Raw genomic sequence first — 20,986 nt, 5'->3', positions numbered from 1 at the left:
GGCGTCGGTGATGAGTTTCTTGGCGCCGTAGGGGGAGGTCTGGATCCGGGCGCCGAAGGCGGCGGCGGCGTAGGAGTCGCCGGGGTGCAGGCGGGCCCATTGGTACGCCGCGCGGAGGATGTCGCGTTCGGCGTCGAGTCGGATGGCGTGTTGGGTCTCGACGAACGCGAGGAGGTCGCTGGCGGACATGTCCGTCAGCTCATCGTTCTGGTCCTGCAGCCCCGAGTTGGCCATACCCGTATTGCATCACCAGGCCCCGACACAACTCACCGAACACTCGCGGTCGTCCACAGGCAGCGAACTGTCGGATCAAGCCGGTAGCAGGGCCGTGGCGAGGAAGGTGTGAGCCTGCGCGACTCTCGACTGATGCGGTCCGTCGGCAGCTGGCCGCGGGCGGAGCTTGCCCGCCCTGAGCACCTCGACCCTGCGCGTGAGGAGCGAGGGGCGCTTGCCGGCGCCCCACGCGGCCACCGACGGGATCGTTCGTCGCGCCGGTCGTCCGCCGATGCTGCTCGCGCCGAGGCGCCGCCCGTACCTGGATCAATGGCGTCGGCCCGTGTCGGCGGCGGGCACGCCACGCAACGGAGGGTCTCGGCAAGCCGAAGAACTCACGGTGCCCGGATGCAAGGAGCCGGGGACATACTGAACCCATGATGCTGGACGCCCCCTCAGCGGCACGCTCTCCCAGCGTTCCAGCCGCACCGGCGTGGGCCCTCGTCCTCGGACAGATGGCCACGGTCCTCGCGGCGGTCGGCTACGAACTGTCCCCAGCAGCTGGGCCGACCGATTCCGACGCCCACGTCCGTGCGGAGTTTGCGTCGTTCTTCGTTGTGCCGTTGGTCTGGCTGGCGCTGTTCGTGGCCGGACTGTGGATGCTGCGGAGACCCAGGGGAACCCGCACCCGGGTGGCGCTGCTGGTCGGGACGGCGGCGAGCGGGACGTGCGCCGTTGTTGGCATCGCCTTCGCGATGCTTCTTCTCGTCGGTGGCGTCTTGCTGACGGCTTCCGGCTTCTGAAGCCGTGACGCCCCTGATCGCACCCTCGTCCTAGGAAGCCTGCGGTGCCTGGGCCATCGCCACCTCGACCGGCTCGGCGTCCACCTCCGGCAGCAGCCGGTCCAGCCACCCCGGCAGCCACCAGTTCGCGTCGCCCAGGAGTTTCATCGTGGCTGGCACGAGCATCAGCCGTACGACGGTCGCGTCGAGGAAGATCGCCGTGGCCAGGCCAACCCCCATCATCTTCACCACCGGGTCGCTGCCGAGGACGAAGCCCGAGAAGACCGCCACCATGATCAGCGCGGCCGCGGTGATGGTGCGCCCGGTGCCGGCGATTCCCGCGATGACCGCGCGCGTGTTGTCGCCGTGGCGGCGGTACTCCTCGCGCACCCGCGACAGCAGGAACACCTCGTAGTCCATCGAGAGCCCGAACAGGATCGCGAACAGGAACAGCGGGATGAACGACACGATCGGCACCGTCGACTCCACGCCGATCAGGCTCGCCGCCCAGCCCCACTGGAAGACCATGACGAGCACGCCGTACGCCGCGCCGACGCTCAACAAGTTCATCACGACCGCCTTCAGCGGCACGAGCACCGACCGGAACAGGACCGTGAGCAGGAGGAACGACAGGAGCAGCACGGCGACCACGAAGCGCGGCATCCGCTCCTGCACCCGGTCGCCGAGGTCGGCGAAGGTGGCGGTCTGGCCGCCGACGTGGGCCGTGGCGTCGGAGCCGTCGAGCACGGCGGGGAAGACCTCGCTGCGGAGCCGCGCGACGGTCTGCTGGGTCTCCTCGTCCTGGGGTGAGGTGGTGGGCTGTGCCACCAGGGTCGCCACGCCCGCGGCGAGGTCGACGGTCGGATCGCTGACCGAGGTGATTCCCGGGTCGGCGGCCACGGCCGCGGCCAGCGGCGCCAGGACGGACTCGTTCCGGGAGACGTCGACCGCGATCACCAGCGGCCCGTTCGCTCCCGGGCCGAACCCCTCGGCGATGAGGTCGTACGCCCGGCGCTCGGTCCTCGACTCGGGCTTGGTCCCGTCGTCGGGGAAGCCCAGGTTGAGCGCCAGGACGGGCGCGGCCAGGCCGACCATGAGGACCGCCGCCCCGACGAGGTACGCCGTCGCGTGGCGCGTCACGTGCGCGCCCCACCGGGTCCAGCCGTTGCTCGCCTGGTACGGCGTACGCCGGCGTCCGTTGATCCGGTGGCCGGCCAGCCCGAGGAGTGCCGGCAGCAGCGTGACCGACGCGAGCACCATCACCAGCACCATCGCGGAGATCGCGACCCCGCCACCGGTCACGAACGGGATCCCCGCGACGAGCAGTCCGAGGATCGCCACGACGACCGTGCCGCCGGCGAAGATCACCGCCTGCCCTGCGGTGGCCAGGGCTCGACCGGCCGCCTCGGCGACCGGCATCCCGAGGGCCAGGTTCTCGCGGTGCCGCGTGACCATGAACAGTGCGTAGTCGATGCCGACGCCGAGCCCGACCATGGCCGCCAGCTCCGGTGCCCACGCCGGGATGTCGATCAGGTAGGTCACCAGCTTCATCGACGTGATGCCGATGACCAGACCGAACAGCGCCATCCCGATCGGCAGGCCCATCGCGACGAAGGATCCGAAGGCGATCAGCAGGACGACCATCGCGACGACCATCCCCGCGACCTCCCCGAGCCCGGTGGGTGCCTCCTCGAACGCGAAGAACAGGTCGCCCCCTGCCTCCAGCGTCACGGACTGCTCGTCGTGCAGGTCGGCGACGGCGTCCTTGAGGTGGTCGAGGTCGGAGGCGTCGATCTGCCCGACCGCGGGGTACTGCACCCGAACGAGCGCGATCGTGCCGTCCGTGGAGACGGTGCTCGTCGTACTGAGCACGTGGGGGAGCTCCTCGAGCGCGGCCTCCACCGGAGCCACCTGCGTCGCGGCGTCCGGCGCCTCGAGCACGACGTGCGCCGTGACCCCGCCCTCGTCGGACTGGGCGTCCGCGAGCATCTCCGCGGCCTGGTAGGAGTCCAGGCCCGGGGCGTCGAAGCTCTCCTCGAGCTCGCGCCCGAAGGCGGCGGAGGAGGCGATGACGACCGTCGCGAGGACGACCCAGGCGCCGATGGCGACCCAGGGCCGGGTGGCAGCAGACCGGCCGAGCCGGTGGAGGAGATTCGACATGCCCCCACCGTCGCGCGGCTGCGGCCGGCGTACATCGGGCACAGGATCGGGAAGCTCCTCGGCCGGAAGTACGACGAGCAGCTCCTCCTTGTGCCCCGTACGGCGAGCGTCGCCGGTCTCTACGCTGGGGCCGTGCTCGCCGCCTTCTTCCGCTCGGTCCTCGCCGAGCCCCGCGCTCCCGATCCGCCGGCGCGGGTGTGGTGGGACTGGCTGCTGGTCGGCGCCCTGCTGGTGACGGCCGCGGGGGAGGCGATCTTCCGCTCCGACCTGCCGATGCGGCCCTTGGGCGTCGCGGTCGCGTTCGTGGTGATCCCGGCGCTGCTCTGGCGGCGCACCCGCCCGCTGCTGTCGACCGCGGTGGGCTTCGGCGGAGCGCTGGTGCTGCTCGCCCCGACGGTCCTCGGCGACGCGGGAGACGTCGGCCTCGACTCCATGGCCTGCGTCCTGCTCCTGCCCTACGCCCTGTACCGCTGGGCCTCCGGCCGCGAAGCGCTGGTGGGTACGGCGGTCGTCGCCGTACCGGCCGGCCTGGGGCTCGCCACCAGCGGTCGCGTCGGGGACGTCATCGGCGGCACGACCGTGCTGGTCGCGTCGTTCGCCCTCGGAGCAGCGATGCGCTACCGCGCCGTGGCGCGCCAGCGCGAGGTCGAGCAGGTCCGCACGCTCGAACGCAGCGAGCTCGCCCGCGAGCTGCACGACACGGTGGCGCACCACGTGTCGGCCATCGCGATCCAGGCCCAGGCCGGGCGGGCGGTGGCAGCCGTCGACCCGGCGACCGCGGTCGAGACGCTGGCCGTGATCGAGGCCGAGGCGGCGCGGACGCTGCACGAGATGCGCACGATGGTCCGGGTGCTCCGCGACGGGGACGCGGCCGACTACACACCTCAACGGGGCATCGGCGACCTGGACGAGCTGGCCCGGATGAGCCCGCTGGTGCAGGTACGCCGGAGCGGCGACCTCGCCGACCTGCCGCAACCGGTCGAGGTCGCGGTCTACCGGATCTGCCAGGAGTCGGTCACCAACGCGCTGCGCCACGCGCGCCACGCCACGGCGGTCACCGTCGAGCTCATCGGTGATCCCGGCGTCGTACGGTTGCGTGTGCACGACGACGGAGAAGCCGCCCGCCCCGCGACCGCCGGGGGCTACGGCCTGCTCGGGATGGCCGAACGATCCAAGCTGCTCGGCGGCACCTGCCACGCGGGGCCCGACCCGGCCGGCGGCTGGACCGTCGAGGCCGCCCTCCCGCGCGCGGTGCCGCAGTGACCGTTCGCGTGGTCGTCGCCGACGACCAACCCCTCATCCGCACCGGCCTCACGATGATCCTCAACGCCCAGCCCGGCATCGAGGTCGTCGGTGAGGCGACGAACGGTCACGAGGCGGTCGCCGTGGCCCGCGAGCTGCGCCCCGACGTGTGCCTCTTCGACATCCGGATGCCCGGCATCGACGGCGTCGAGGCCACCCGCCAGCTCGCCGGTCCGGGCGTCGAGGACCCCCTCGCCGTCGTGATCATCACGACCTTCGACCTCGACGAGTACGTCCACGGCGCCCTCAAGGCCGGCGCCCGCGGCTTCCTCCTCAAGGGAGCCGGACCCGAGCTCCTGGTCCAGGCGATCCACGCCGCCGCGAACGGCGACGCCCTCATCTCGCCCGACATCACCCGCCGTCTGCTCACCACGCTCGCGGGCATGGAGCGAGCCGTCCCGCCGGCCCAGCCGATCGAACCGCTCACCGAGCGCGAGGAGGAGGTGCTCCTCACCGTCGCCCGCGGCCGTACCAACGCCGAGATCGCCGACGAGCTGCACATCACCCTGAGCACGGCGAAGACCCACGTCGCCGCGCTGATGAACAAGATCGGCGCGCGCAACCGCGTCGAGATCGCGATGTGGGCCTACGAGACCAAGCGCGTCAAGGGACAGTGACGGCGGTCGGCGTCAGCCGGGCAGCGAGTCGCCCGGGAACCCGACGCACGGCAGCACCTCGACCGTCATCATCCCCGCCTGCACGCACGGATCCGCGGCCATGGTCTCGCGCGCCTGCTCCACGGTCTGCGTCATGATCGCGACGCCGCACAGCCCGTCGGAGAGCACCGGGCACAGCACGGCGATCGCGCCCTCCGCACGCAGCGACACCATCCGTCGCTGGTGCTCGCGCTCGATCGCGTCGGCACCCTCCTGGCGCCGACCCGCCGCCCAGCTGAGCCGCACCAAGCTGTACGGCCTGCCCGTGGCGACCAGTTCCTGGATGTCCTCGTCAGTGACGGTGTCCATGACATCCACCTTCGCATCAAGTCGTGGTCGACCGCGATCGTCGCCGGCTCTGTGGACCGCTGGCTTGGGGCGAAACTTCGACGGCGGCTGGGCGCCGGGTTCGGCAGGCGGGTTGCGGCTGATGAGGTATTACGACTGAGATCAGTTGCGACCGCCGAGATGCCTTGTCTGAGGATGCACCTGGGGGCATTCGCGGCGGACTGACGCACCTGCGCCAATCGCCCGGATCGCGGCGTGACAGGGCGCTGACGTCTAGGCTCGCTCCGTGGAAGCAGGCGAACAGACTCCGAGGAGTCATCAACCGACGCGGCAGTCCGAGCCCGACGTTCGTCCACTGGGCTTCATCGCTGTCGGTTTCGCCGTTCTTTCCGCGCTGCTCGCGTTGTCTGTCTTGTGGAGCCCGTTGGCCTATCTGCCTGCTGCCGTTGCCGCATTTCTTGGGTTCGTCGCACGCAGGGACCGGGCTACTCGCTTGATGGGAAACGTCACGCTGATCGTCGCCGGGGCTGCGATCGTCTGGGCCACATGCATGCTGTTCGTGGTCTTTGACGACTCGTTCGGCTACTAGCGGACATCCCAGGGGCATGGGCTCCTGACGTATTCCGACGCGCGCACATCGGTATGAGAGGGCATCTCGGCGAGCGGCCGGATCGCGGCGCATTGACGCGCGTCGTAAGTCGCGCATCGGGACCGGCAACGCGACGTCGCTCCCGCTAACTGATCGGGTGGTCGTGCACCGCCGATGAGAGGTGCACGCCGTTCAGCTCCAGGTAGAGCTGCCGCTCCGTCACGGTGAGCGCGATCGTGTTGCGGCGCTCCATCGTGTCCACCGCTGCATCGATGAACCCGGGATCGAAGCTGTGCAGCACGATCTCGGTGGAGCGGTGGATCCTCACCCCTGCCCACTGTGCGAGCACCTTGGCCGGGTCGCGGTGCGTGTAGATCGTCGTGCGCTCGGCAGCCTTGCTGCCCGTGTGAAGCCGCGCGGCATCCGGTGCGCCGACCTCGATCCAGGCGAGCAGTTTGCCGCTCAGGTCACGAACCAGCACCGCCGGGGCGTCGGTCGCCGAGATGCCCTCGCTGAAGGTGATGCCCTCTTGGTGCTCGAGGCAGTAGGCGAGCACGCGCGTCATGAGGTACGCCTCTGTCTCTGACGGATGCCGAGCCGCGCGCAGCGTGAACTCCTCGTAGACGCCGCGATCCGTGTCGGCCAACTCGACTTCGAACGTGTGCATCGTCGCGCCGGCCGCCATGGGGCACAGCCTAGTCCGGGAACGGGGACCTCCCGAGCCGTCGTCACGCAGCCTGATCGCGGCGGAAGGACGCAGCCGTCGGCGCTGGCGTCCACGGTCCAGAAAGTGTCGGACCTCCCTCCTAGCCTCCAGGCGTCGCCAAGTCGGCGGCGAGCAGAGTTAGGAGCAATCCGTGAAGGTTTCGTCTTACCACTCCAGCAACAAGTCCGACCCGGACGTCTACCACGACCACAGCGACTGTCCCACCGGGCAGCAGATTCCCTCGTACAACAAGGTCAGCGGCACCGGAGGATTCCCGCGCTGCAAGCAGTGCGTCGATAAGGGGTGACCGCTTCGCGCTCCATGCTGCTCGGGCATCATGGAGTGGATCCTCAGCGGCTTACGCGGCGTTCTGCCGCACCTTGGCGGGTTAGCCCGCTGCCCCTGCCTCGCAGCGTCAGGGTAACTGTCAGGGTGGCTGGTCGAGCCCCAGCAGGGCTGAGACCGAGTCTGTTTCGATCGCTGACGCCCAATCCTGCGCTGTGACACGCTGAATGCGAGTCACAAGGTCTCTCATCGTCGACACTGCCGCGTCGGGCTCGAGCGAGTCCATGAACCGTCCGAGGGGAGCGAGAACTGTCGCACCGGCCAGCTCCAGCACATCAATGTGCCCCGCGGTCAGCGGACTGAGTACCGCAGTCAGCTGGGCGACAGCTGCTTCAACGCCGAAGAGAAGATCCGAAGTTTCGGTATCGGTGATCTCGCCGGGCGTGCAGATCCGTCCGTCCCGAAAGTCGACGTAGATCGCATCCATCTTGCGCCCGCCAAGGACATGCGGTCGCTGGCGAAGCCTCCCTGGGTCGATGGGCCCGACCTCGTCGACGAACGCGACTTGGTAGGCGACCAGTCCTTGAAGCTTCTCGGAATGACTCTGCCAGGCGCGACGAAACTGCTGGTCCGTCAGCGCGGCGCTGCCAAGCAGCCGATCGAGACACACCCCGACCTTGCCGACTTCTTCACCGGCTAGTGCAGCCAGCGCGTAACCACGAGCGTGCCGCTGGTTGTCATGCAACAGCCTGGCGTCAGCTACCAAGCTGGCAGCGTTGTCAAGCAACGCATGCACCAAGGCAATGAGCTGCTCCCGCGGAGGCACCATGCTGAAGTTCTACCCGAGTCGGCTTGCGCTCGCTGAGGATTCGATGACGACCTGACGGCCGGTTCGGTTGCACGGATCGGCGTCACCTGATCTGCGCCGACGTACTGACGCGGCGGAAGGACGTGTCGGGTGATCACCGTTCGAAGCGCCTTGCTGTATCTTCGCGGCCGTGAGTCTTCGCCCGGCGAAGTGACGGCGACCACCGCTGAGACTGCAACGAGCAGGGTCCAACTAACAAGGGCCGGGTCAACGTAGGCGAGACTTCGGTCGGTATCGGCTCCGAATGGCGACGACGGGCAGGTGACCTAATAGGTTCGCTCCCGTGGACCTGAACTCGGCAATTGCCATGCTGGGACGGACGGTCACCGTAATCAGTGAGAGCGACAAGAGCTTGCTGGCCGAGATCGCGGCGGCGCCGGGATTCAAGGCGCCGACGAAGGCACTCTCTTCGGTGCAGTCTCTTGGCGGCGGACTGACGCTTCAGCCTGCCGACGCTCTGCTCGGCCTCGCGTACGCGACCCGCATGCACCATGTCCACCCGGACATCTACGAGCTTTACAGGTTGTGGTCGTGGATGCGCTACCTCGGCGTCTTCGACGTTGATGGTAATGACAGTCTCATTCTGAGCAACGAGGCTAGGCAGATTCGTGGCAACCAGCGCCGAGTATTGTCCGAGGAACTCGGGATCGGCTTCGCCAAGGTCGCCGCAGAGAGGTGGATGGCTGCCGAACTGGGCTTCGGCACTGTAACTCTCGTCGACGTCGACGTGGTGCCGGACGGCGGCGTGCTGCCCGTTGCCGGCGCACATCTAGCAACGAAGATCAGCACCCGTCGTCCCGACTATTTCTTGGTTCACCTTGACGGTAGCGGCGTGTCCCGCGTGAGAGTTCTCGAGTGCAAGGGCACTCTCGACCCCGGCAATCAGGTCCCTCAGCTCGCAAAGGCTGTTCGACAGCTCGAAGGAATCGCGATTGACGGCGCCATGCCTGTTGGTCTCGCCGTGAGCGCTGCACTCCCGGATGATGGTCCGGTCCGCCTCCGGAGCGTCGATCCCCACGACGACGAGTTCAAGTTCAATGTGCGCCTTCCGCCGCAATCGCCAGCGGCCGTTCGGGGAGATGCGCCTGTTGACGCGCAAGAAGCGGTTCGGGGTGTGGTCGAGGCCGGATGGGCTCACGTCGCCGATTTCGCGGGTTCGACGGAGGTTGCCGCGTACTGGGCGCCCGCACAACTTCGAGGCAGGTTCCTCGAGCGACCGGCCGACGCAACTCGCGTCGAGACGCCCGTCGGGATCTGTGTGGGTAGGCAACTAGCGTTCCAGTCTGGGAACCAGCGCGTGAGCGTGTTCTGCGGCGTTATCGACGTACTGCATGATGCTCTCGCGTCCGGCGATCGAGATCGGGTGCTCGACGCCCAGGGCTATGTGGCTGACGTCTCTCAGAGCAGCAGAGATGGAGCTCTCTCCGAGGTTCGGGACCATGCGGTCGCGGTGGGGGCGGACGGCACCGTTCTCGAACTGCGCATCCTGGGCTAAGCATAGAGCTCGATGACCGAGGAATGACGCACGAGTTCGAACCCCGGAGTTCGCGCACGGGAAGATGGCAGCATGACGCGTTGGGTCGAGATCAGCAGCGGCACTTCGGTTTACCGGATCCGGGGCGACCGGGTGGTCGACATCAACACTGGCAACTCCGCCTACCGGATCCGGGGGGACCGGGTGGTCGACATCAACACCGGCAACCCTGTCTATCGAATCCGCGAGTAGGCAGACCGACAAACTCATCGGCGTGATCTGCGACGGGTGGCGGTGTAACGCACGTGCGCGCTGCAGGCGAACGGAGACGCGCCCGCAGCGCGCGCAACAGTCGTCGACGGCGGCCAGCTCGCTCCGGCGGACAGTTTGCCCATTGGGGCGCCGGCGCGCTTGGCGGCGAACCAGGTGACTGTTAGTTGGCTATAGCAGGGTCCGGCGCCCAGGCGTGGCGAGTGATGCCTCGATCTTCCTCGGTCGCGCGTTCGCCAAGTTCTATGGTGATGAGCTCGTCCCCGTCGTAAGCCGGGCTCAGCTCGAGGGCCAAGTAGTCGAACAGCTCGCGTTCATGGACCGCGATGACGACTTGACGGCCGTTCTGTTTCGCAAGGAGGCGGATGAGGCCCGCGAACTGTGCGACGTGCACCTCGTCCATGGCCTGCACGGGGTCGTCAAAGACTAGGCAAGGCACGATGGGGTCAACGGCGAGGTGGAGTGCAAGAAATAGGGACAGCGCAGCCGTGTTCAGGTTGCCCGCGGACAGCATCATCTGTGGTGGGCCGCTAGCTCTACCGTCCCGGTGGGTGGTCTCCAACTCGATGTCGAACGTCTTCTTGGTTGCGGTGGGGATACCGAAGCTTGGGATGAACCCTTCGTTAGGAGCGAGCCTGGTGAACACCGCCTTCCAAACGTCGTTTAGGGACTCGGTGAAGACACGATGGACGATGGTGGTACGCGCTTGTGTTGCGGCTTCGTAGACTTCCTTAGCTACCCCTTGGCGGCGCCTTGCCTCTGCTATCCGGTCGTCCCATTGTTTCTTGTGTTCGGCAAGGTCGGCCACACGCTGAACAACGGCGGATTCCCGCTCAAGGGCGGCGCTGAGGCGAGATGCAGTCTCCTTGGCTATCAGATGCTGGTTGGCGGTGTCGGTAAGACGAGCAACCTCGGCTTTAGCCCGCTCGAGGAGATTGGCCGACAGCGCCTGGAACGAGTCGAACGAGGAAACGCTGGTGTTAAGAAGCGAAGCGTATCGGACGAGCTCGCTGCTGATGTGGTGCTCTTCGCTAGACGCCGATTCAAGGTTCTCGATCGACTGCCGGAGGTCGTGCACGCGTCGGGTGAGGTCTGCGCCGTTGGACCTGGCGACTTCGATTTCACTGAGCTGTGCGGTGAGCTTGGCGAGAGTCGCGTGCTGCTGCGCGATGGCCGACTGCTGGTCGGGCGCCACGATCCGAGCTGTGAGTTGTGCGTACACAACGTCGCCCCGTGCGATCCTTGCAGCTAGTTGGTCGCGCTCGTTACGAAGGTTGACGAGTTCTTGACCGTGAGTCGTGAGTTGCGCCAGCTTTGTGTCGATGTGCGCGAGAAGGCTATCGGCGCTCGCTCCGGTGAAGTCGCGATCACAGACTGGGCACACGTTGTTGCCGTCGATAACAGTGCGGAGCGCAGCCAGGCTTTCGACGAGAGCACTTGAATGTTCGTGGGCATCTGTGAGTCGGGCCTGAAGCCGCGCCAACTCAGTCCGGTCGGCCTCGAGTTGAGCAGTGACCGTTTCGACCTGCGTCCGAATGTTGGAGATGTTGTCTAGCTCCTGGAGGGCCAGATTCTTGGCGCGTTCGACAGCTATTTGAGGTTCGCTGCGTAGGTCGGCCCCGGCGCCCTCCGCTTCCTCTTCCCATGCCCGGACCTTGGCACCGTCCGTGTTCTCCCAAGCCTCCTTGGCGGTGGTCGCAGCCGCCAGCGCAACGCGAGCCGCCTGGATTCGTTGCGTGGTCGGACGCTCTGCAAGTGCCGAGATGCGACCGCCCAAGGCAATGAGTTCCTGGTGGACTGTCGCCGCGCGGGCAGATTCGGCACGGATGGCGCCGTCGCTGAGTGACCGGACGAACCCGAGAAGGTCTCCATCAGTCATGTCATCAGTCGGTCCGGGGCGGAGTCCTGCGATGGCATCCCGGATTGCAGCCCGCGCTCTCGCGACGTCCTTTCGGATCTCGCCCCGCAGAGCGCTCTGTTCTTTGAGTTGGGCCGTCGCTGTCTTCGATTCACGGTCAGCTTCATCAACGCCGACGGCGAGCTTCTTCAGGAGCCTCAGGTCGTTTGCATCGCTCAGCCCGTCGCGAAGTGCATCGAGCTTCTCAAGTCCGAGGAGTTCGTTCACGAACTTCTCAAGCGCCGTCTGTTCATTTCCGGCGCGGGCCTGGTAGAGGTCGAGTAGGCGGCCCAGGGATGTCTGATCCAAATAGCACCTTTCGCTGTAGAAGGTCGCGGCCTCGTCATTGAGCGCCGGCGCGCCCTCCAACCGCGCCCCGTTGACGGTCAAGGGGACTCCCGGGGACCCCGCCTGCAGGTAGTCGGCGACGTCGGCTCGAACGGTTGCGTACGGCTGCCCAAAGAAGGGCAGGTGTGCTCGGTAGCGGTCAGACTGTCGTTCCATGCTTCGAATACCGCCCGTCAATGCGAGCTCAAGTGCGGACAGGACGCTGGTCTTGCCCGTGCCGTTCGGGCCGTGGATGAGAACCACGGGGGCATCGAACGGCAGTTCACGAGTGCCTTCGATACGACGGAAGTCGGAGACGGTCAGGCGACGAATGGGGAAATCACTCATCGCCGGCCCCTGGCGCGTCGGTCCAACCTGCCCCATCGTTGGCATATTGGCGCAAGGCTTCCCGCACCGCCTCGGGTCCGTCTGCTGCCGTTTGGATGAGCGCGAAGTGGTCACGTGTTGCCTTAACGGGACCTAGCGCCGCCATCACTTCGTTGACAGGATCACTTCCGTGGACCAGGTCCGCGTTCGGCAGTTTGAGCGGCAGCAGGACCGCGACCGCTTCCTCAATCTCCGCAGAGCCAGGTGTTGTGGATCGGATCGGAAGGACGCGGGCATAGCGCTCCAACTCGGTCCGGTCTGAGGCGGCGATTCCACCGATGAGCACGAGACTCATGGGTCGGCGCGATGCGGCTAGGTCAAGGGACCGAGCCAAACCCGCCATGAGGCGTTGTAGACGTATGCGGGGAACTTCGTCGGTGGCGACCAGGACCAGGTCATGGGACGTGTCGGTGCCGCGAACTGCTGCCTCGAAGTCGAACTCGGTGCCGGCGATCGTCAACGGTTTCGGGAGACGTTCAAAACCGGCGTCTTCGAGAACGGTGACTACTGCATGAACGCTCGCCATCAGAATCCTCCTGCAAGTTTGAAAGCCTCAAACAGGCCGTCGGCTGATTTTGTGTCGGCAATGCTCGACCCGACGTTGAACCGTCCCGCGCTGGCCTTTCCGTCACGACCAAAGCGGGGCTTCGGTGACCGAGTCAACGCGGGCGGCTCTTCATCAGCGACAACGATCAGCACATCTCCATCGCTGTCGTCGAACGAACCGTCCAACTCAAGGTTCGTCAGCGTCGTGGCGTCCTTGACAAAGAACACCCGCGCGTCGCGTTGGGCCGTGACCAGACGGACGACACCGCCACCAGGCGCCTTGCTATCGCCAGGCACGACGGACCAGTGTCCCGAAGCCAGTCCGCGACCGATCAACGCCAGCGCCACGCCGAAGCGTCCGAACTGCATTGCAGGGAAATCCGCGCCGTGGACCGCTTGAGTGATAGGTCGGTCTGACAGGGGTTCGTAAGACGGTCCACCCGCGAGGGGCGTGCGACCGGTACGGAAAATCGTCAGGGCCAAATTCGTCACGTCGATGACGCGCGCGAAATAGGCGCGCTGGAATTCCATAATCGCCAAGTGCTCAAGGGCATCCGGATCTTCCGGGTCAGCATGGCTGGCTGCTGAGTTGCGCATGGTGATGAGGTCGGCTCGCAGCTTCCCCACTTCATAGGAGTCTGCGGTCACGCCCAATGCATGCTCAATCAGGAAACTCAACTTATCGGTGAGCGACGAAAGGACAAGAGCAAGAAGGGTTGGCTTGCCGTACGCGCCCAGCAGAGCGGACTGTGCGATGGCGCCCGCATTTCCCTGATGATTCGATCCGTAGGTTAGCCTGAGGAGGTTGCGGTGATACGACTCTAGGCGCTCTTCGCTCAGTACAACTGCGGGCGGTGACGCCGGCCAGGGCCGAGCTAAGTCCTGGATCGCGGCTGCGAACACGGTGTGCAGGTTCGCGTCCTGTGCCGACAGGCCAACCATCAAGGTCAACCGGTCCGTGTACAGCAATTCGAGGTGCTTACGCATGGATCGATTCTCTGGCTGCTCGGTCCAGCCAGAGATTTGTGATTCGCGCCCAACGAGCAGTGCCCGGTATCCGGCATCTCCGTATCGGGCAAGCACCGCGCAGCCGTGGAACTTGATGACGTCGATACGTGGCCCGGCGATACGGAAATCGTCCGGCTTGACAGCCACCCGCACCAGCGAAGCGGACGCCGGCGTAAGCTCGTCCAACGCCTTCTCGAGCAGCCCGTCCCAGTTTGCGGTGACTGCCGAAGCGACCAGCCCCTCGAGCATGAGGATCGCAACGCAGTAATGTTCCACATCGGGCTCAAGATCCGGCGATCCATACGTGTTCGGGACATCGAGACCCGTCCAAATTAGATAGTCGTCGGGGTTTTCGTCGCCCACGAGCACATCAAGAACACGTGAGTAGTTTGTGACAAGTGCTGAGACGATGCGATCCCGAAGCGGCCACGCCTCTATCGCAACCGAAAAGTCAAGGGTCTCTAGCTCTTCGCGCCGAAGGTTAGCGAGCTGTAACACCTCGTTGAGCGCGGAGCGATACGCACAATTTGGATCCTGAGCAATGATATTCGAACGGAGGTGCTCGGTGACGCGCTCAAGGAGTTCGTAGACATTTGGTACCCTCTCGCGAGAAATGCCCGAACCGAGCCACAGAACGTATTGGCCCTCATTAAAGGCAACGGCGAACTCGGCGAAGACAGTATCGAACCGTTCCAGCATGGCCGGTACCGTCCTAACAGGTTCAGCCGTCACCAGGCGCTCCGTCCAATTGCAATCGGTTTTCGCTTCGCTCTGCGCGGAGAGTTGGCACGCCAGCGTTCGCAGGTCATGCTGCCATGCCCTCACGGTCCATGCGTCGCGTATTTGAAAGCGGGGCGACGGGACCCCCAGTTCGTCCCGGCGCGCGGGTGGGGCATTCTGGGCGGTAGGACGTACCTCGAGAGCCAGTGAGTTGCCTGGGTGGGGGAGTGCTAGTCGGCTTTCGGGGACGGGCACGAGCCGGAGCGATGGCCTACAGCCCGTCCCGTCGACTCACCTCACCCGGGCCAGCGCGCAGCAGGCGCAAGGCTCGTGGGACCCGGGCTGCAGGAGCGCAGGACCGCCGCGGCGTCGCTTCGCGTCGGGGTCTCGAGCTTGCGCAGGATGCTGTGGACGTGGTTCTTCACGGTCGCGAGCTGGATGGTGAGGCGGTGGGCGATCTGGCGGTTCGAGAGGCCCTGCTGGAGCAGGGCGGCGACCTCGAGCTCGCGGGAGGTGAGTCCCAGGCCGGCGTGCGGGGTGTCCTGGCGGGAGCCGTGGGCGGCGAGGCGGCGCAGCAGGCTCGCCGCGATGTGGGGTGGGCAGTTGAGCTCGCCCCGGGCGGCGTCGGAGACGCGGGCGGCGAGCTCGTCGAGGGAGGCGGCGTCGGTGACGTAGCCGGCAATGCCGGCCTCGGCGCAGGCGAGGACGGACTCGACCGTCTCCTCGACCCCGAGGCCGACGATGCTGACCTGGGGTGCCTCGGCGAGACGGCGCAGGCCGGCGAGGCCGGAGGGGCAGCGCAGGTCGTAGAGCGCGACGTCCACCTCGAGTCGTCGTACGACGGGAAGGGCGGCCTCGAAGGTGTCGGCGGCCCCCGAGACGGTGAACTCCGACCGGCGGCCCAGCACCTGGACCAGGCCGTCGCGGTAGATCCGCACGGGGGAGATGACGTAGACCCGGATCGGAGCGCACGCGGTGCCGGTGGGGGGACCGAGATGCCGCTCCTGCGTCAGCAGAGCGTCCATGCACCGAGGAGTCGGCGAGGGTGCACCCAGATACATCGAATTCCCGGGCTCGTGGATCCACGCGGTCTGGATCCCTCCTGGATCCCGTTCGGACCCGTCGGCCGATAGCGGCGGGGAGGCGCTGATCGCCATGGTCGTAGCGGCGATAGCGACTCGAGCATCGCCTCCACTCGTCTCCCGGAGGTCAGCAATGGCTGTACAGGCAATGGGACCCACCTACGCAGGCGGCACCCAGCCCATCGTCAAGGACGGGTACGCCGTCCTCTACCTGCCGGACGTCATGAACCGTGAGCTGATCGCCCAGGGTGAGGCGCCCGTCTTCTACTACATCCCCAACCAGGTGCGGATGGCCCGCAAGGAGGGTCCCGACAAGGGCGACTACCTCTTCAACCTGGTCCGCTTCGCCGGCACCGGCGGCGAGGGAGTCGTCGGTGGAGGCGGTGACGTCGCCGGCGGCGTGCTCACGTTCTCGACCACCGGCGCCCTGCCCGAGTCGACCCGCCAGCAGGCCGAGGCCCAGATCACGGCCCAGTTCGCCGACAGCGACGACGCCTTCTGGGGGATCCGCGGCGCGCGCAAGCCGCCGATGTTCCGGCCCGCGATCATCGCGTCGTCGACCACGGCGGTCTCCAACGTCTCGCCGACGCCGCGCGGCTTCCCCGCGATGCGGCCGGCCAGCCGGGGCAAGGGGTCGCGCACGGCGTACTTCGGCCTGCCGGGCGCTCGCTCGGGAGCACGCTCCCCGCGGGTGGTCCGCGACGGCGAGCCGCCGGCTCCGGGCGCTGCGGCCCCGGCGGTCCCGGCGGCGGGCAGCTCCAACCTGGACCCCTGGTACTGGGACATGCAGGGCCAGGGGACCGGGTCGATCGACCCCACCGGCACGCACGCCTTCTCGGGGCTCGTCGGCGTCTACCCGGCGGCGATCCTGTGGGAGGCCTTCCATGGCACGGCCTCGCCGCTGATCGTCATCCAGAACTACAAGCTCAAGGTCTGGTCGCCGGTCGTCAAGATCACCATCGACGGCCACTGGGACCGCATCTTCGAGCACTTCTCGGCCGCCGCGTCGGGACGCTACCTGTGGGCGAAGGTCGACCTGCAGGCCGAGTTCAACAACATGCGCACCAACGGCACGATCACGACCGACGTCAAGGTCGACACCACGCTGCCGGGCGCCGACGCGATCGCGCAGCGGCTGCAGCAGAAGTCCGACCTCGTCTTCAACAAGTTCATGGAGCAGGCGCAGAAGATGATCTTCGACCCGCCGGCGCCGCAGGTCGAGGCCGCCAAGGCGGACACCGGCGGCTGGGGCCTGTGGGGGGTGGGCGTCGCGCTGAAGTACCGCCGCGACGAGACCCACCTCGACCTCCACTACGAGGAGACGCAGCAGTTCGCCTACCTGCAGGACCACACCGTGTCCAGCTCCCTGGCGGGGATGTACGACGAGATCAAGGCCGACCCCGAGGCCGAGCGCAAGTACTTCCTCAACGTCGACCTGGACGACTGGCCGCGCAAGCTCAACCGCGTGGTGCGTCCGGTGGCGGCCTGGGAGGACGGCGACGTGGAGTTCATGTCCGTCGAGATCGGCTACCCCGGCGACGACGGCGCGATCAACTGGCAGGGCCACGCGTTCTCCGGTGACGAGGGCAACGACGGCACCTACAAGTGGGCACGGGTCCAGAAGCCCGCCGGTTCGGTGACCTCTCCGCCCGAGAACTGGGAGCCCGACAAGACCTTCATCAAGCGCAAGGTGCACCTGGCCGAGCCGCGCAGCGAGGTGGTCGACCCCTACCGGCGTACCCAGATCCAGCAGAACGTCATCGACATCGACCCCGGGCCCAACGGCACGCCGCTCAAGGAGACGATCCTCGAGGTCCGGGCCGACTCGGCGGGCAAGCTGGCCGTCGGCCCGGTGCAGCTGGGCGTCGTCCTGACCGACAACACCCAGGTCGTGGAGGCCGTTTTCGAGGCCACCAAGGAGGACGGTACGCCGCTCGGCATCCCGCCCGTGCGCTTCCGGTGGAACGAGGGCGACTACGACAAGGACCGGATCTGGACGGTGTTCACCGGCGACCCCACCTTCAAGCCGTACTACCGCTACAAGGTGTCGGTGACGGTGAAGGGCACGCTGTTCGAGCCCGGCCGCGCGTGGGAGGGACCGTGGACGCCGACCCAGGGCAACGGTCCGCTCGTGATCAGCGTGCCGCGGCCCGACGGCGAGGGTGTCGTCACGAAGTCGCGGGCGATCCCCGAGCCGCGGATCGCCAAGCTCCGCGCCCTCCCGCCCAGCGGTTCCGCGCCGGCGAGCCCGTCGAAGCCCGCCGAGGCGGCTCCCGCGGCGGCGAACGGCGCGAGCGCCGACGGCAGCAAGGACGGTCCGCCGGCGAAGCAGCCGACCACCTTCCTCAGCTACCAGCTCTGAAGGCGGTGTGTGGTGTCCCTCGAGCTCGGGCTCGGGCGGGACAGCGCAGGACGACCGGTGTGCTCCGCATCCGTCGTCCTGGCGCACCCGCCCGGCCCCGGTGAGCGACTTCGCGACCTCGTGACCCACGCGGTCGTCGGCCTCGACCTCGTGGCCACGGCCCCGGACGCGACGATCGAACGGACGCGGGCCTCGGTGCTGCTGCCGTCCGGCCCCGCCCGGGGCGAGGGCAGCGGTCCCTTCGGCCAGGTGTCGCTGTCGTTCACCGTCGAGGGCGCCGCCGCCGGTGGTCTCCTGCAGAGCCTGGTCGAGCGCAGCGGTGGACCGATGGTCCGCGCCGAGGCGATGACCGGCGCCGGACCCGGCGTGACCCGACGGGTCCGGCTCCACCTCGGCCGGCTCTGGGACGTCCTCGACGCGCACATCGGCGCCGCGCGCACCCTGCGCGTCGCCGACCTGGCCCGCCACCTCGGCGAGCTGGTCGCGGGAGGCGCCCTCGAGCTCGTCGAGCTCCCCGGCACCCTGGCCGGCTGCGAGGCCGTCGCCGACATCGTCGTACGACGGGCGGTCGGCGTGCTGGCCGCGGTGGACGCCGAGCCCGGGCGCCACAGGCTGGCCGACCGGCGCCCCGGCGACATGGAGGTGACCGCGATGGTCACCCTCCCGGGCGCGCCCGGCGAGGTGCTGACGGTGGAGCGGCCGATCGGCGAGCTGCTCGCCGACGCGCAGGTCGCACCGTCGTCGTACCTCAGCCTCGTGACCGCGGACGGCGGCAAGGTCAACGGGCTCCTGCCCAACCGGGCGCTCCCGCGCGCCAGGGCCGGTGGGCGCGACCGACTGGTGATGCTCCAGTCGGTCGACCGCGTCCAGCCGGTGGTGCTGGCGGCCGGCGGCGAGCTCAGGCCGTCGGTCAGCCCGGCCGCGGTGCGCCTCGACACCCAGCTGGCCGTGGCCGACGCGGTGACGCTCGCGATCTTCCCGACCGATCCGCCGCAGTCACCGGGGCCGGTCGTGGAGACCGGCGGACCGGCCTTCTGGCCGGACCGCTTCGACGCTTCGACCCACTGGTACGTCCCGGAGCTCACGCTGGTGCTGCCCGACCCGGCGCAGCCGGCCGAGGGTGGGCCCTTCCTGTTCGACGTCACGCCCTCCGGCCACGGTCTCGACGGGTCCGAGGGCCTCGAGGCGACGATCCGCCTGACCCTCGCGTCCCGGATGCCCGACGACGTGCGTGCCGCCTGGGAGGCGGCCGGCAGCCCGACGGTGCGACCGGTCAGCAGCGAGGACCTCGGCGTCCAGCTGGGCGTCCCGTTCCGCGACGAGGACGGACGCCTCCAGGTCCAGCACCACCCGGCCGAGAGCATCACGCCCAGCGCCGACTTCGGCGCCGACGGCGGCACCCTGGTCGCGGTCTTCCGGCTCTCCGACCAGTGGGCCCGGATGGCGTACGGCGCCCTGTCGACCCCCGGGTTCCAGGCCGAGCCCGCGCGGATCCTGGTCACGACGTCGTACGGCGGGTGGCGGCGTGAGACGGGATCGTTCCCGATCGCCCAGCCCGACAAGATCGCCGTCGTCCTCAAGCCGCCCGTCGAGCGGCTCGCCGTCCTCCGCCCGCCGGTGATCCGCGCGGTCCGTCCGCCCCGCACGGTCGTGCCCGTCGAGCCGGAGCCCTTCCCGCCGCGGTGGGACGTCGGCATCGCGGTCAACCAGGTGAAGACGCTCGCCAAGGCGGGACTCACGGTGGAGCCGCGGCTGCACATGAACGCCGCGCTGCTCGCCGAGCTCTACCAGGAGCGCTACGAGTGGGCGCACTTCCAGGCCGCGAGCTCGGTGCCGGTGCTGGTGCCGTGCGGTGACCACGGCGCCGCCTACCGACGGATCGTGCCGGGGGAGGACCCCGAGGCGATCGGCTGCCAGGACGTGCTCAAGCTCGGCCAGGCCCCGTTCCGCACCTACGAGCCGATCGAGGTGGCCGCCGCCGAGGGGCACGCCACCGTGCTGCGCTCGCTGACCCGCCCCGGGCACTTCCTGCTCGTCCCGGACCGCTACCTCGTCGGCCGGTTCGCCCCGGATGCCGGCGACCGGGCCTTCCACCCGCAGCTGCTGCTGACCTCCGTGCTGGACACCGAGACGGCCGCGCTGCGCGCCGTGCTCGCGGCGACCGTCGAGGCGGACGTCGCGCCCGGCGTCCGCAGGGCGATCGTCGAGGAGCTCCGCAGCCGCAGCCCGCAGGTGACCCTCGACCTGCCGTGGGCGGCCGGTGTCGCGCAGGTGGTCAACCTGGCCGTACCCGGCCACGGCGACGTGCAGTGCGTGCCGACCGCGACCGGGTTCACGATCGTGCTCACCCTCGACGTCTCCGACTTCCTGGTCGTCAGGACCATGCTGGAGACGACCGGGCTCAGCGGCAGCGCGACCCTGACGCTCCCCGACGGGCAGGTCGTCGCCAGCGCCGTCCGGCTGGGCCTGAGCCAGGTGACCGGACCGTACGACGGCGGTCCCGTCACGCTGCGCCGCGACGGCGCACGCGTCGAGCTCACCAACCGGATCGGGTCCCGCGTCGCCGCCACGCGGCTGCGGGCACCCGGCGGCGCGGAGGTCCCCGTCGACGCGGTCCTCGCCCCCGGTGAGTCACGCACCGTCGCCGCGGCGCGCCCCGAGGACGGCGAGTACGACGTCGTCACGGTGGTCGAGTCGAGCCGGGAGACCCTCGAGGAGGTCCGGGTCTACATCGAGGACCTCGAGGTCGAGGTGGTCCTCGTCCTGACCGGGAGCCTCTCCCAGGACACCGCGCTGGAGATCGCGACGACCTTCCTGGGTCGGCCCGACGCGGCTCCGCTGGTACTGACGGCCACCACCCGGCAGGGGGCGCGGCGCTACCAGCTGCCGCTGACGGCGTACGTCGCCGACCCGGCCCTCACCTACGTCTGCACTCTCGTGGCCGCCGACGGCACGAGGACATCGAGCGACCCGGTCACGTGGTCGCTCCGCAGGCAGGGGGCGGTGATCCCGGTCGCCGCACCCACCACCCATCCATGAGCCAGAAGACCACCCTGAAAGGAGA

Annotated in this window: 17 protein-coding genes and 1 pseudogene; 9 read left to right on the top strand and 9 right to left on the bottom strand. The window is 68.2% G+C overall.

What is annotated here, in order from left to right:
• Positions 1-234 (bottom strand): annotated as a pseudogene (locus ASE20_RS24925) (hypothetical protein); the annotation flags it as partial.
• 416 nt (positions 235-650) lie between these two features.
• On the opposite strand from ASE20_RS24925, the gene ASE20_RS00730 reads away from it, so the two are divergent.
• Positions 651-1,016: a hypothetical protein gene (locus ASE20_RS00730; protein ID WP_056917918.1), complete on the top strand. Its 366-nt coding sequence runs from the start codon at positions 651-653 to the stop codon at positions 1,014-1,016.
• A 30-nt stretch (positions 1,017-1,046) separates the two neighbouring features.
• Here the strand turns inward: ASE20_RS00730 and ASE20_RS00725 are convergent, their stop codons facing one another.
• Positions 1,047-3,155 (bottom strand): MMPL family transporter, encoded by a 2,109-nt coding sequence (locus tag ASE20_RS00725; RefSeq protein ID WP_056892621.1) that lies wholly within the window; start codon positions 3,153-3,155, stop codon positions 1,047-1,049.
• A gap of 132 nt (positions 3,156-3,287) precedes the next feature.
• Between ASE20_RS00725 and ASE20_RS00720 the strand changes: the two genes are divergently transcribed.
• Together ASE20_RS00720 and ASE20_RS00715 are read left to right on the top strand one after the other, a co-directional pair.
• Positions 3,288-4,418 carry a sensor histidine kinase gene (locus tag ASE20_RS00720; protein ID WP_056893048.1) on the top strand — a complete coding sequence of 377 codons (1,131 nt, stop codon included), beginning with the start codon at positions 3,288-3,290 and terminating at the stop codon, positions 4,416-4,418.
• On the top strand, positions 4,415-5,074 hold the full coding sequence (locus tag ASE20_RS00715) for a response regulator (protein ID WP_056892620.1): 660 nt from the start codon (positions 4,415-4,417) through the stop codon (positions 5,072-5,074). The genes ASE20_RS00720 and ASE20_RS00715 overlap by 4 nt, the downstream gene beginning before the upstream one ends.
• A 12-nt stretch (positions 5,075-5,086) precedes the next feature.
• Here ASE20_RS00715 and ASE20_RS25125 read toward each other — a convergent pair whose 3' ends face one another.
• Entirely contained in the window at positions 5,087-5,422 is a 336-nt protein-coding gene (locus ASE20_RS25125; protein WP_056892619.1) for a hypothetical protein, read from the bottom strand.
• Positions 5,423-5,687: 265 nt separating this feature from the next.
• Between ASE20_RS25125 and ASE20_RS24550 the strand changes: the two genes are divergently transcribed.
• A complete protein-coding gene (locus tag ASE20_RS24550; protein ID WP_157538340.1) occupies positions 5,688-5,990 on the top strand; it encodes a hypothetical protein in 303 nt (100 codons plus the stop codon).
• A 145-nt stretch (positions 5,991-6,135) separates the two neighbouring features.
• Here ASE20_RS24550 and ASE20_RS00705 read toward each other — a convergent pair whose 3' ends face one another.
• Positions 6,136-6,675 carry a YaeQ family protein gene (locus ASE20_RS00705; RefSeq protein ID WP_056892618.1) on the bottom strand — a complete coding sequence of 180 codons (540 nt, stop codon included), beginning with the start codon at positions 6,673-6,675 and terminating at the stop codon, positions 6,136-6,138.
• A gap of 172 nt (positions 6,676-6,847) precedes the next feature.
• On the opposite strand from ASE20_RS00705, the gene ASE20_RS24545 reads away from it, so the two are divergent.
• Entirely contained in the window at positions 6,848-7,003 is a 156-nt protein-coding gene (locus ASE20_RS24545; protein ID WP_157538341.1) for a hypothetical protein, read from the top strand.
• A 120-nt stretch (positions 7,004-7,123) separates the two neighbouring features.
• Here the strand turns inward: ASE20_RS24545 and ASE20_RS00700 are convergent, their stop codons facing one another.
• On the bottom strand, positions 7,124-7,810 hold the full coding sequence (locus ASE20_RS00700) for an AbiV family abortive infection protein (RefSeq protein ID WP_056892617.1): 687 nt from the start codon (positions 7,808-7,810) through the stop codon (positions 7,124-7,126).
• A gap of 322 nt (positions 7,811-8,132) precedes the next feature.
• Here ASE20_RS00700 and ASE20_RS00695 point away from each other — a divergent pair, with 322 nt between their 5' ends.
• On the top strand, positions 8,133-9,344 hold the full coding sequence (locus ASE20_RS00695; protein WP_056892616.1) for a hypothetical protein: 1,212 nt from the start codon (positions 8,133-8,135) through the stop codon (positions 9,342-9,344).
• Positions 9,345-9,416: 72 nt separating this feature from the next.
• Complete coding sequence (locus tag ASE20_RS25120; RefSeq protein WP_164483657.1) at positions 9,417-9,575, top strand: hypothetical protein; 159 nt, start codon at positions 9,417-9,419, stop codon at positions 9,573-9,575.
• A 181-nt stretch (positions 9,576-9,756) separates the two neighbouring features.
• Here the strand turns inward: ASE20_RS25120 and ASE20_RS00690 are convergent, their stop codons facing one another.
• From ASE20_RS00690 to ASE20_RS00680, 4 genes are all read right to left on the bottom strand, one after another.
• Complete coding sequence (locus ASE20_RS00690; protein ID WP_056892615.1) at positions 9,757-12,165, bottom strand: AAA family ATPase; 2,409 nt, start codon at positions 12,163-12,165, stop codon at positions 9,757-9,759.
• Positions 12,158-12,730 (bottom strand): hypothetical protein, encoded by a 573-nt coding sequence (locus ASE20_RS24540; protein ID WP_157538342.1) that lies wholly within the window; start codon positions 12,728-12,730, stop codon positions 12,158-12,160. Before ASE20_RS24540 ends, ASE20_RS00690 begins: the two co-directional genes overlap by 8 nt.
• Positions 12,730-14,457: an SIR2 family protein gene (locus ASE20_RS00685; RefSeq protein WP_056892614.1), complete on the bottom strand. Its 1,728-nt coding sequence runs from the start codon at positions 14,455-14,457 to the stop codon at positions 12,730-12,732. The genes ASE20_RS24540 and ASE20_RS00685 overlap by 1 nt, the downstream gene beginning before the upstream one ends.
• Positions 14,458-14,774: 317 nt before the next feature.
• Positions 14,775-15,503 carry a LuxR C-terminal-related transcriptional regulator gene (locus ASE20_RS00680; RefSeq protein ID WP_056892613.1) on the bottom strand — a complete coding sequence of 243 codons (729 nt, stop codon included), beginning with the start codon at positions 15,501-15,503 and terminating at the stop codon, positions 14,775-14,777.
• 190 nt (positions 15,504-15,693) lie between these two features.
• Here ASE20_RS00680 and ASE20_RS00675 point away from each other — a divergent pair, with 190 nt between their 5' ends.
• Both ASE20_RS00675 and ASE20_RS00670 read left to right on the top strand, forming a co-directional pair.
• Entirely contained in the window at positions 15,694-17,922 is a 2,229-nt protein-coding gene (locus tag ASE20_RS00675; protein ID WP_157538343.1) for a hypothetical protein, read from the top strand.
• Positions 17,923-17,934: 12 nt separating this feature from the next.
• On the top strand, positions 17,935-20,961 hold the full coding sequence (locus ASE20_RS00670) for a hypothetical protein (protein ID WP_157538344.1): 3,027 nt from the start codon (positions 17,935-17,937) through the stop codon (positions 20,959-20,961).
• The last annotated feature ends 25 nt before the right edge of the window (positions 20,962-20,986 follow it).

Source organism: Nocardioides sp. Root240, from assembly GCF_001428825.1.
Lineage (GTDB): Bacteria > Actinomycetota > Actinomycetes > Propionibacteriales > Nocardioidaceae > Nocardioides.
The sequence above is the reverse complement of the archived record's forward strand: the minus strand, read 5'-3'. Positions and strand labels throughout refer to the sequence as shown.

Coding starts and splice junctions, on each gene's coding strand:
- ASE20_RS00700 (WP_056892617.1), bottom strand. CDS start 7,810: ATGGTGCCTCCGCGGGAGCAGCTCATTGCCTTGGTGCATGCGTTGCTT.
- ASE20_RS24540 (WP_157538342.1), bottom strand. CDS start 12,730: ATGGCGAGCGTTCATGCAGTAGTCACCGTTCTCGAAGACGCCGGTTTT.
- ASE20_RS00680 (WP_056892613.1), bottom strand. CDS start 15,503: ATGGACGCTCTGCTGACGCAGGAGCGGCATCTCGGTCCCCCCACCGGC.
- ASE20_RS00705 (WP_056892618.1), bottom strand. CDS start 6,675: ATGGCGGCCGGCGCGACGATGCACACGTTCGAAGTCGAGTTGGCCGAC.
- ASE20_RS00730 (WP_056917918.1), top strand. CDS start 651: ATGATGCTGGACGCCCCCTCAGCGGCACGCTCTCCCAGCGTTCCAGCC.
- ASE20_RS00690 (WP_056892615.1), bottom strand. CDS start 12,165: ATGAGTGATTTCCCCATTCGTCGCCTGACCGTCTCCGACTTCCGTCGT.
- ASE20_RS00675 (WP_157538343.1), top strand. CDS start 15,694: ATGGCTGTACAGGCAATGGGACCCACCTACGCAGGCGGCACCCAGCCC.
- ASE20_RS00685 (WP_056892614.1), bottom strand. CDS start 14,457: ATGCTGGAACGGTTCGATACTGTCTTCGCCGAGTTCGCCGTTGCCTTT.
- ASE20_RS00725 (WP_056892621.1), bottom strand. CDS start 3,155: ATGTCGAATCTCCTCCACCGGCTCGGCCGGTCTGCTGCCACCCGGCCC.
- ASE20_RS25125 (WP_056892619.1), bottom strand. CDS start 5,422: ATGGACACCGTCACTGACGAGGACATCCAGGAACTGGTCGCCACGGGC.
- ASE20_RS25120 (WP_164483657.1), top strand. CDS start 9,417: ATGACGCGTTGGGTCGAGATCAGCAGCGGCACTTCGGTTTACCGGATC.